Genomic DNA, 11,216 nt, shown 5'->3' with positions numbered 1-11,216 from the left:
ACGAAGAAAAGTGTTGAGTTGAGCTCCGTGACGGACCTCAACTCAACACTTTTCTCGTCTGCGGGCGATACCTACAGGTTGATCATGTGACCGATCGCGCCGTGGAAGGTCTCCTGCAGCGCCTCACTCATCGTCGGATGCGTGTGGACGTTGCGGGCGAGTTCCTTGGCGGTCAGGTCCCACTTCTGCGCGAGGGTGAGCTCGGGCAGCATCTCGGAGACGTTGTCGCCGACCAAGTGTCCGCCGATCAGCTCGTCGTTGGCGCCGTCGGTGATCAGTTTGACGAAGCCGGCCGGAGCGGCGAGCCCCTGAGCTTTGCCGTTGGCACTGAACGGGAACTTGGTGACCTTGACGTCGTAGCCCTCGGCCTTGGCCTGCTCTTCAGTGAGCCCGAACGATGCGACCTGAGGCTGGCAGAACGTGGCGCGCGGCATCATCCGGTAGTCGCCGAGCGTCATCGTCTCGGCTCCCGCCATAGTCTCCGCCGCGACGACACCCTGCGCCTCCGCGACGTGCGCGAGCTGCAGCTTGGCAGTCACGTCACCGATGGCGTAGATGCCGTCGACGTTGGTGCGCATGTGATCGTCGATCGCGATGGCACCGCGGTCGGTCAGCTCGACGCCGGTCTTCTCCAGGCCGAAGCCGTCGACGCGCGGCGCGAAGCCGACGGACATGAGGACCTTGTCGACGGTCAGGCTGCCGTCGTTGCCCTTGGCGTCCTTGTAGGTGACGACAACCTGGCTGCTCTGGTCGTCCACGGTCTGGACTCCGGTGCCGGTCATGATCTTGACGCCGAGCTTCTTGTACGCCTTCGTCATCTCCTTGGAGACGTCGGCGTCCTCGTTCGGGAGGATGCGCGGCATGAACTCGACAATCGTGACGTCGACGCCGTAGTTGGCGAGGACGTAACCGAACTCCATGCCGATGGCACCCGCACCGACGATGACGATCGACTTCGGGAGGTCTCGAGTGAGGATCTGGGTCTCGTAGGTGACGACGTTCTCGCTGAGCTCCACGCCCGGCAGGAGGCGGACGGTGGAACCGGTGTCGATGATGACGTTGTCGAACGTGATCTCACGGTCGCCGACCTTGATGGTCTTGGCGTCCGAGAAGACACCGTATCCGTCGATCTCGGTGATGCCGTTCTTCTTCATGAGGAAGTGGACGCCCTTGACGATGCCGTCGGACACCTGGCGCGAGCGGTCGAAGGCGGCGCCGAAGTCGAACGACACCTCTCCGCTGATGCCGAAGGTCTTGGCCTCGTGATTGAAGACGTGGGCGAGTTCGGCGTTGCGCAGCAGCGCCTTGGAGGGGATGCATCCGACGTTCAGACAGACACCACCCCACCACTTCTCTTCGATGACGGCGGTCTTCATGCCCAGCTGGGCGGACCGGATCGCGGCCACGTACCCACCGGGGCCGGCTCCCAGGACAACTGTTTGAAAATGTTCAGCCACGGCGTCCAGCCTAACGCTCTTCGACCGGTCGTGTCGTAGCTCCATCGAGGAACTTTCAATCAATGATTGAAACGTTGATTGAAACGTGATGTACTGCACCTCATGGCCAGCGACGTGACACGAATCCGACTACTCGATGCGGCCGAGCGAATCCTCGAGACGACCCCGTATGAGCAGCTCAAAGTCCGTGCAGTGTGCGCGGAGGCCGGAGTCAACCCGGCCGCGGTCCATTACCACTTCGGGTCGCGTGAGGCATTGGTCACCACGCTCCTGCAGGACCGCCTCGGGCCGGTCTGGGCCGACCCTCTCACCGAGCTGAGCACGCGCGAGACCTCTGTTCGAGAAATCGTGGAGAAGATCCTCGAGCCGGTGACGCGCCTCGCCGACGATCCCGCACTGGCTCAACACCTCCGTCTGCTCGGGCGCTTCGTCCTCACCCACGGCGATCTCGACTGGACCGGCACCTGGTTCCGCACCGAGGTGTGGGTAACGCTTCTGCGCCGAGTCGTCGACGTCGACGAGGCCACAGCGCGACGCCGGTGGCGGTTCGCCTTCACCGTCTTGATCACCGAACTGTCCAATCCCACACCGGTGAGCACCGCGACGGTCGCCGCGCTCGCCGACTTCATGACCGCGGGCCTGTCCGGTCCCGCCACCTCCCAGACCGAAGGACCCCGATGACCAGCGACCTCTCCACCGTCGACCCGTTCGCACCGGCGCAGCTCGGCCCGATCACCCCGCGCAACCGCTTGATCAAGTGCGCGACCTTCGAAGGACGCACACCCGACGCCCTGGTGACCGACGAACTGATCGAGTTCCACCGCGAGACCGCGGCCGGCGGAGTCGGCATCAGCACGGTCGCGTACTGCGCCGTCGCGCCGGAGGGCCGGACCGACAGGCATCAGATCCTGATGATTCCCGAAGCGGCCGACGGACTGCGACGTCTCACCGGGGCCATCCACTCCGAGGGCGCGCTCGCCGCCGCACAGCTCGGTCACGCCGGTCCGGTCGCGAACTCCATCTCCAATCGGGCCAAGGCTCTCGGCCCCGGCCGCATCCCGGCACCGATGGGAATGTCGGCCACAGCGAAGGTCGACGCCGGCGACATCAAACGCGTCACACAGAACTTCGTCGACGCCGCACGTCTGGCCGTCGACTGCGGGTTCGACGCACTCGAGGTGCACTGCGGCCACAACTACCTGATCAGTTCATTCCTCTCGCCGCTGCTGAATCACCGCCGCGACGGATACGGCGGCTCGGTGGTCAACCGAGCACGTCTGGCCCGCGAAGTCCTCGAAGCCGTGCGCGGCGCCGTCGGTGATGAAGCCGCGGTCTGGGCCAAGCTGAACATGTTCGACGGGGTCGGCAAGCCCGGCCGCGGTCGAGGCGGCCGCCCCTGGAGTGGTTTCAACGTCGACCAGGCCTGCGAGACCGCTCAGCTCTTGGAGGCCGACGGTTTCATCGACGCGATCGAGCCGACCGCGGGCAGCTCATTGCTCAACCCGATGTACCTGTTCCACGGGAAACCGCCGTTGGCCGAGTTCGCCGACGCCATGCAAGGCCCCATCCGAACCGGGATGAAGGCCGTCGGCCCCGTCTTCTTGAAGCACTATCCCTACCAGGACGCCTACTTGCTCCCCCTGGCAGCCGAGCTCCGCAAGTCGGTGTCGCTCCCGCTGATCCTTCTCGGCGGCATCACCGATCGTGCCTCGATGCAGACCGCACTCGACTCCGGATTCGAATTCGTCGCAATGGGACGCGCTCTGCTCCGCGAACCGGACCTGCCCCTGCGGATCCAGGAGGACGCTTCGACGGTTTCGCGGTGTGTGCACTGCAATCTGTGCATGCCGACGATTTACTCCCAGACCCGCTGCCCCATCCGCGAAGGAGAGGTTCCAGACACCTTCTCACCTGCGTGAACCTTCCGTTCACAGGGCCGGACGTCCGGTAGCGGGTTTCACATCGTCGAACAGACATGCTAGGTGTGGACGTAGTCCGTTCGGAGTACACACTCCGTCTGTCAACCGTCCCTCGAGGACCGTCAGGAAGTGGTAACCGCCGTGCTCAGCGCGGCCGCGAGACCCAGTCCACCTGACCCGGAGACATCGACTCCTCGAGCACGAATCGACGAACCAGAATGACAGACTCGCCGTCCACCAAGGACTTCGAAGCACCACCGGCCACCATGGTCCGCAAAGCGATCGCGGCATCCGCGATCGGCAATGCGACAGAGTGGTACGACTACGGCGTTTACGCCGCCACCACCACATATCTCACCCAGGCGTTCTTTCCCGGAGCGTGGGGAACAACCGGAACGATGCTCGGTTTCGCCGTGTCGTTCCTCCTCCGGCCGCTCGGCGGTTTCGTGTGGGGGCCGATCGGCGACAAGGTGGGACGCAAGCACGTTCTCGCCTTGACGATCCTGCTGATCTCCCTTGCCACCGCGTTGATCGGCCTGCTTCCGACGCACGCATCGATCGGCGTCTGGGCTCCGGCCCTTCTGATCCTGCTACGGGTGATTCAAGGATTCTCGACGGGTGGCGAATACGGCGGGGCCGCGACGTTCATGGCCGAGTACGCGCCGGACCGCAAGCGAGGCCGTTTCGGCAGTTTCCTCGAATTCGGCACGATGGCGGGCCTGTCGGCGGGCACCGCGTTCGTCCTGCTGTTGAACTCGATCCTCGACGAGGACCAGATGGCATCGTGGGGCTGGCGCATTCCGTTCCTCGTCGCCCTCCCGCTCGGCCTCGTCGGCCTCTACCTGCGTTCCCAGTTGGACGATCCGCCGGTCTTCGCCGAAGTGGATCGCAAACGCAAGCGCGAACCGTCGGGCCTCGAACTCTTGAAGACGGCGATCGTCGGCTACTGGCGTCCGATTCTCATCATGTTCGGCATGGTCGTGGCGTTGAACGTCGCCAATTACACGCTGCTCGCGTACCAGCCGGATTATCTGAAGAACACGATCGGACTGTCGGAGTCGGGCGGCTCATGGGTGGTCCTCATCGGACAGGTCCTCATGATGCTGATGATCCCGGTGTTCGGCCGCTGGTCGGATTCGACGGGCCGCAAACCGATGTGGTGGGCGTCGTTGATCGGGTTGTTCGTGTTCGCGTTGCCGATGTACTGGCTGATGGGCCAGGGCTTCGCGTGGGCGATCGTCGGCTTCGTGGTGCTCGGACTGCTCTACATCCCGCAGCTGGCGACGATCTCTGCGACGTTCCCCGCCATGTTCCCGACTCACGTTCGCTACGCGGGTTTTGCGATCTCGTACAATGTGTCGACGGCTGCCTTCGGTGGCACCGCTCCCCTGGTGAACGACTGGGTGGTCGGCGACACGGGCTGGCACCTCTTCCCCGCCGCGTACATGATGGCCGCCTGTGTGATCGGCATGGTCGCCCTGTATTTCCTGAAGGAGACTGCGGGCGCATCCCTCCGCGGCACCGAGATCCCCAGCGCCGAGCCCGACGCTGAGGTCGACGACGCCCAGGAACCAGCCCTCCCCTCCCGCTGACCCCTGCTTCCTCACGCAAGCTCGTCCACTGCCTGTACTTCTCCTTGAGCGAGCTTTCCCACTGAGCGAGCTTTCCCACTGCTCCTTGAGCGAGCGGAGCGAGTCGAAAGGCAGTGAGACCGGGACCTTTCGACTCGCAAGCTCGCTCAAGGAGCAGTGGGCAACGCTCGCTCAAAGAGCGTGGGAACTCCGGTCACAGCGAGCGAGCCGCCAGGCGAGTCCGCGAGGACTGCCGAGGAGGCGACCCGCCCCGCCGGCCGCACCGCGCACAGTGGAGACGGACAGCGGGCCACCACGACGCCGGTAGCCTGAACCACGTGGCTGAGACGAACACGACCGACGACCCGTACCTGTGGCTGGAAGACGTGACCGGGGACGAGGCGCTCGACTGGGTGCGCGCCCACAACGAGCCGACTGTCGCCGAACTGACCTCGTCCGAGCGGTTCACTCAGATGCAGTCGGACACGCTGGAGATCCTGTCGTCGGACGATCGGATCCCGTATGTGCGGCGGCGTGGCGAGTTCGTCTACAACTTCTGGGTAGACGGGACCAACCCGTACGGACTGTGGCGGCGGACGACGCTGGAGTCGTACCGTTCCGCCGAGCCCGAGTGGGACGTCTTGATCGACGTCGACGCCCTGCGGACTGCGGAGGACGAGAACTGGGTGTGGAGCGGGGCGTCGGTGCTTCGCCCCGACTACGACCGCGCGTTGATCTCGCTGTCCCGCGGCGGCGCGGATGCGACAGTGGTCCGCGAGTTCGACATCCCGTCGCGCTCGTGGGTAGACGACGGCTTCGTGCTGCCGGAGAACAAGTCGAACGTCGGCTGGATCGACCGGGACGCCGTGTACGTGGGCACCGAGTTCGGTGAGCAGCCCGACGGCGCCGGATCGTGGACGTCGTCGGGTTACCCGCGCGTGGTGAAACGGTGGACGCGCGGCACCGACCTCGCGGCGGCGACGACAGTGTTCACCGGTTCCGTCGACGACGTCGCGGTCGGAGCCTCGTTCGATCCGACGCCCGGTTTTCCGCGGCACTTCGTGTACCGGTCGACGGACTTCTACAACGCCGAGCAGTTCGAACTCCGGGACGGTGAGCTGCGCAAGGTGGACGTCCCGTCGGACGCCGACTTCTCGGTGCGGCACGACGTGATGCTGGTGACACCGAAGTCCGAGTGGACGGTCGACGGTGTGGCCCGGCCCGCCGGTTGCCTGTTGGCGTTCGACTACGAGCGCTTCCTCGACGGCGACCGCACGCATACCGTGCTGTTCACGCCGGACGCGCACACCAGCCTGGAGACGTACGCGATCACGGCGACACGGCTGATCCTGGTGACGCTGCACGACGTCGCGACCCGGCTGCAGTCGATGGAGTTCGGCACGTGGACGCCGGCAGAGCTGCCGGGCGTCCCGGATTTCGCGACGGTCGGGGTGCTCGACACCGACGCCGATCACGGCGACGAGATCTGGTTGTCGTCGAGCTCGTTCACACAGGCTCCGACGTTGCTGTACGGCGACGCCGTGTCCGGGGTGACGCCGATCAAATCGTCGCCGGAGCGGTTCGACGCGTCGAATGTGAGCACCCAGCAGTTCTTCGCGACATCGGACGACGGCACCCAGGTCCCCTACTTCGTGATCAAGCGCAACGACGTCGAGTCGGGCCCGACCCTGCTCTACGGGTACGGAGGCTTCGAAAACTCTCTGACGCCCAGCTATGCAGCGGTGGCCGCACGGAACTGGATCACGCGCGGCGGGATCTACGTGTACTCGAACATCCGCGGAGGCGGCGAGTACGGGCCGTCGTGGCACACACAAGCGGTGAAAGCCGGACGTCACCTCGTGTACGAGGACTTCTCCTCGGTGGCGCGCGATCTTGTGACACGAGGATTCACGACCCCTCAGACACTCGCTGCACAGGGCGGATCGAACGGCGGCTTGTTGATGGGCGTCATGGCGACCACGTACCCGGAGTTGTTCGGCGCGCTGGTCTGCCAGGTGCCGCTGATCGACATGCGGCGGTATCACCTCCTGTTGGCCGGCGCCTCCTGGATGGCCGAGTACGGCGACCCCGACGACCCGGCGGAGTGGGAGTTCATCTCCGAGTACTCGCCGTATCAGCGCGTTCGGTCCGACGTCGACTACCCGCAGATGCTGGTCACGACGTCGACCCGCGACGACCGTGTTCACCCCGGTCATGCCCGGAAGTTCACCGCTGCGCTCGAAGCCGCAGGCCAACCGGTCCGGTACTACGAGAACATCGAGGGAGGTCACGGCGGCGCGGCCGACAACAAGCAGGCGGCGTTCAAATCGGCCCTCGCCTACGAATTCCTCTGGCGCACCGTCGGCGCAATTGATCGCTGACCCTTTGCGCCGGGAAGAGAATGAGGTTCGGGCGGCGTGTTACGTTCATGGCGTCAACCAGCCTCGACGCGGGAAGTCGGTGTGAATCCGACGCGGTACCCGCCACTGTGACCGCTTCACGCGGCAGCCAGACCTCCGCTCGAGCTGATCTCGTCGTCGGGGCGGAGTGTCCCCGAGAGAGGCGGATGCCGTGCACCCGCATATCCGCAAGGCCACGATCGCGTGTCTGCTCGTCACCGGGTTGGCTGTCGCAGGATGTTCCGGGGCGTCGTCGAACGATGCGGGTTCCGCCCGCGATTGCATCACCGATTTCGACGCGAACACCGACTACTTCCCCGACAAGTCGACGATCTCCGATGCGTCGGGACTGGCGATCGAGTACCACAAGTCGTACCAGGTGGTGACGGTCAAGGAACCGTCACCGGGCGCGCAGCCCGTGTCGTACGTGCTGGTTCGCTGCGGTGCACCCGCGCCGAGGCTCGACGGCGCTCTCACGGATGCGCCGCAGGTGCAGGTGCCGATCCGCACCATGTATTCGGGTTCCACTACACACCTGCCCGCGATGGCGGCGCTGGGCGCCGCCGACACGGTGACCGGCGTGAGCTCCACGGACTACGTGTCCACCCCCGAGATCCGCGCGCGGATCGACGACGGCGACGTGGTCCAGTACGCCGACGCGGGTGTGCCGAACGTCGAGAAGGTGATTGCTGGGCAGCCCGACGTCTTGGTGTCCGACGGCAACGAGGACCCGTCGTACGCGAAACTCCGGCAGGCGGGTGTCCCGGTCCTCGCCAACGCCGACTGGCTCGAGGCGAGTCCCCTCGGCCGGGCCGAGTGGATCAAGTTCTTCGCCGCACTGACCGGCACCGAGACGAAGGCCGCCGACGCCTTCGACACCATCAAGTCGGAGTACACGACGGTGCAGCAGAAGACGGCGAACGCACCGAGGACCGACGTCCTGCTCGGCGGCATCGAGAACGGCGCGTGGACGCTCGCCGCTGGCGGCAACTACTTCGGACGGCTCGTGCGTGACGCCGGCGGCGACTACCCGTGGGCATCGGACCAGTCGACGGGCTCACTCCGCCTCTCGATCGAGTCCGTCATCGACAAGTCTCGTAACGCCGATGCATGGCTCCTCTCTGACATGACCGTCGCGTCACTCCCAGATTTGTACAAGCAAGACGAGCGGTACCGGGTGTTCGCACAGCCCGCCGAGCGTGCGTGGAACGCGACGAAAGCGATGAGCGCGACGGGCGGGAACGACTACTGGGAGCGCGGCGTCCTCCGCCCGGACCTCGTACTCGCCGACCTCGCGGCGATCCTGCATCCCGATCTCTTCCCCGACCACAGATTCACGTTCTACCTTCAGCTCCCACAGCGGTGACGACTCCCGTCGTCGTCGAGACCGTGAAGGCTCGCAGCGCCGCCGGAACCTGGGCGGGGCTGATCGTCTTAGCCGTGGTGACAGTGTTGGTGACGGCCGCGATCGGCGCGGTGATGATGCCGCTGTCCGACGTCGTGCACGTGTTGACCGGCGGCACGGCGTCGGATGCGGGCCACGATGCGATTCTGCGTCTGGTCCGACTGCCTCGGATCGCGACGTCGGCAATCGCCGGCGCCGCTCTCGGCGTCGCAGGCTTGCAGATGCAGACACTGTTCCGCAACGCGCTCGCCGACCCGTACATCCTCGGCGCCAATTCGGGTGCGAGTCTCGGCGTGGCGATCGTCGCTCTCGCAGGTGGCGCGGGCGGACCGGCGTTTGTCGGTGTCCTCGCCGGATGGGGGCGTCTGGGCATCGTGTTGGCCGCCGCAGCGGGGGCGGCGGCAGTGCTCGGCGTGATTCTGCTGATGGCCGTGTGGGTCCGCAACGCCGTCACGCTCCTGCTGATCGGCGTGATGCTCGGCTCGGTGACCGGCGCGCTCGTCGCGGTCCTCATCGTCTACGCCGATCCCACCTCGGTCCAGAAGTACATGATCTGGGGGCTCGGAACGTTCTCGTCCACGTCGTGGAGCGACATCCAGGTGGCGGCGCCGATCGTGGCCGTGACGATTCTGATCGTGTTCTTCACCGTCCGACCATTGAACGCCCTACTTCTCGGGGAGGGTTACGCCCGCTCGATGGGTGTTGATCTCCGCGTCGCCCGAACCGTCACTCTGCTGTCGGCGGCCCTCCTCACCGGTGTGGTGACGGCGTTCTGCGGGCCCGTCGGATTTCTCGGCCTGGTGATTCCGCACCTTGTCCGAGGGCTGCTCCGGACCTCCGATCACCGCTCGTTGATCCCGGGGTGCGCGCTTCTCGGCGCAACCCTCGCCATCTGGTGCGGCGCCCTCGCCGACCTCCCCGGTGATCACATGTCGTTGCCGCTGAACGCGGTGACCGCTCTCATCGGGGCACCGGTCGTCATCACCGTCCTGATCCGCGGGCGCGCGCAGGGAGGTGCGGTGTGAGCGGGCTCGAACTGCAGAAGCTGACCGTCGGATATCGGGGGCGGAGAGGCCGCACCGTCGCCTCGAACCTGTCGGCCGTCGCGGAGACTGGCCGCCTCACTTCGTTGATCGGACCGAACGGTGCGGGCAAGTCGACACTGCTCCGAACCGTATGCGGTCTGCAGCCGCCCTTGGCGGGTTCGGCGGTCCTCGCCGACGGCACCGACGTCGCGACGCTGAAGCCAGCCGGGTTGGCACGCCGCGTCGCCGTGGTCACCACCGACACCGTCGATCCCGGCACGCTCACGGCCCGGGAGGTCGCCTCCCTCGGCCGCACGCCCTACCTGTCTCCGACCGGGCGACTCTCCGACGACGACCGTCGCATCACCGACCGGGCGTTGGACGCCGTCCGGGCGACGGCTCTGGCCGACCGACCGTTCCACGACCTGTCCGACGGTGAACGGCAACGGGTGCTCGCCGCGCGCGCTCTCGCACAGGAGCCGGAGCTGCTGGTCCTCGACGAGCCCACGTCGCACCTGGATGCGCCGTCGCGGGTCGAGTTCCTCGATCTCCTCGCGACGTTGGCCCGCGAACAGGGCATAGCCGTCCTCATGTCGTCGCACGAACTGGAACTCGTCATGCGCCTGTCCGACGAGGTCTGGCTGCTACGTGGTGACGGAACCATGACAACCGGCACGCCTAGTGCGCTCGCCGCCGACGGATCGGTGTCTGCAGCGTTCGATCGTGGACGTCTCCGCTTCGATGCCGATCAGCTGACTTTTGTCATCGACGGAAGCGGAACGACTCTCGGGTGAGCTGCAGGCGCGGTCTGCCGCGTGTGACGGGGTACATGGCCAGTCCGATGAGCATCGCAATCAGGTGCCCGGCGTCGGTGAAGTCCGGTGTCCCCGCAGCGAAGGGCGTGATCACCGTCGCTAGCGCGATCAGGGCGTAGACCCACCGCCACGGGGACCGGAGCCGGTAAGCGAGAACGGCTATCACCGCGGCCACGAAATAGCTGACGCCGACGTCGATCGCGTCGCGCAGAGTGGGGTCGGCCCGACCGTGCCCGATCGCGAGATCGAGGAGTCCCTGGCTCGCCAGTGTGGCCAGGACGTGTCCGGCGAGGCCGACTGCCACGAACCGTGCGGTGCCGAGCCACCGTTCGGCGACGGCGAGGAACACGGTGAACGCCACGACGTAAGGCAGCCAGTACGCGCCGTCGAGCCAGAACAGGCTGGTGACCATCGGCCGCAGGGGGTGCTCCGACAGGTTCTCGAGGTTCGTCGATCGACGACCGAGGATGTCGTCGAGGGACCCGGGCGACACGACGTGCTGGACTATTGTCGTCGCCAGGAGCACCATCAGCCAGAGGTAGGTGGCGGGTGCACTGCGAACCCAGCCGACGACCCCGCGAACCACCGCCCGAGATCTGCTGCCGGACGTGGTCGCCATCGGACG

General features: G+C 66.0%; 9 protein-coding genes and 1 riboswitch. Of the genes, 7 read left to right on the top strand and 2 right to left on the bottom strand.

The annotated features are described in order from the left end of the window. Positions 1–71: 71 nt before the first annotated feature. Positions 72–1,457, bottom strand: coding sequence for a dihydrolipoyl dehydrogenase (gene lpdA, locus JVX90_RS00770; protein ID WP_240193991.1), 1,386 nt, complete (start codon positions 1,455–1,457; stop codon positions 72–74). Between the two features lie 102 nt (positions 1,458–1,559). Here lpdA and JVX90_RS00765 point away from each other — a divergent pair, with 102 nt between their 5' ends. The 7 genes from JVX90_RS00765 to JVX90_RS00735 all read left to right on the top strand — a co-directional run bounded on the left by JVX90_RS00765 (position 1,560) and on the right by JVX90_RS00735 (position 10,570). Next, on the top strand, positions 1,560–2,138 hold the full coding sequence (locus JVX90_RS00765; RefSeq protein WP_205330604.1) for a TetR/AcrR family transcriptional regulator: 579 nt from the start codon (positions 1,560–1,562) through the stop codon (positions 2,136–2,138). Then, positions 2,135–3,376, top strand: a complete 1,242-nt coding sequence (locus JVX90_RS00760) for an NADH:flavin oxidoreductase (RefSeq protein ID WP_205330603.1) — start codon at positions 2,135–2,137, stop codon at positions 3,374–3,376. The genes JVX90_RS00765 and JVX90_RS00760 overlap by 4 nt, the downstream gene beginning before the upstream one ends. A gap of 218 nt (positions 3,377–3,594) precedes the next feature. Further along, positions 3,595–4,968 (top strand): MFS transporter, encoded by a 1,374-nt coding sequence (locus JVX90_RS00755; protein ID WP_205330602.1) that lies wholly within the window; start codon positions 3,595–3,597, stop codon positions 4,966–4,968. A 317-nt stretch (positions 4,969–5,285) separates the two neighbouring features. Then, positions 5,286–7,328, top strand: coding sequence for a prolyl oligopeptidase family serine peptidase (locus JVX90_RS00750; protein ID WP_205330601.1), 2,043 nt, complete (start codon positions 5,286–5,288; stop codon positions 7,326–7,328). Positions 7,329–7,340: 12 nt separating this feature from the next. Next, a riboswitch (cobalamin riboswitch) is annotated at positions 7,341–7,486 on the top strand. Between the two features lie 32 nt (positions 7,487–7,518). Beyond that, positions 7,519–8,712, top strand: a complete 1,194-nt coding sequence (locus JVX90_RS00745; protein WP_205330600.1) for an ABC transporter substrate-binding protein — start codon at positions 7,519–7,521, stop codon at positions 8,710–8,712. Further along, positions 8,709–9,776, top strand: coding sequence for an iron ABC transporter permease (locus JVX90_RS00740; RefSeq protein WP_205330599.1), 1,068 nt, complete (start codon positions 8,709–8,711; stop codon positions 9,774–9,776). The genes JVX90_RS00745 and JVX90_RS00740 overlap by 4 nt, the downstream gene beginning before the upstream one ends. Continuing rightward, a complete protein-coding gene (locus tag JVX90_RS00735) occupies positions 9,773–10,570 on the top strand; it encodes an ABC transporter ATP-binding protein (RefSeq protein WP_205330598.1) in 798 nt (265 codons plus the stop codon). The genes JVX90_RS00740 and JVX90_RS00735 overlap by 4 nt, the downstream gene beginning before the upstream one ends. Here the strand turns inward: JVX90_RS00735 and JVX90_RS00730 are convergent. Continuing rightward, complete coding sequence (locus JVX90_RS00730; protein ID WP_240193990.1) at positions 10,539–11,210, bottom strand: rhomboid-like protein; 672 nt, start codon at positions 11,208–11,210, stop codon at positions 10,539–10,541. The genes JVX90_RS00735 and JVX90_RS00730 overlap by 32 nt on opposite strands. Positions 11,211–11,216 lie beyond the last annotated feature (6 nt).

Source organism: Gordonia sp. PDNC005, from assembly GCF_016919385.1.
In the GTDB taxonomy this organism is placed as follows: Bacteria; Actinomycetota; Actinomycetes; order Mycobacteriales; family Mycobacteriaceae; genus Gordonia.
The sequence above is the reverse complement of the archived record's forward strand: the minus strand, read 5'-3'. Positions and strand labels throughout refer to the sequence as shown.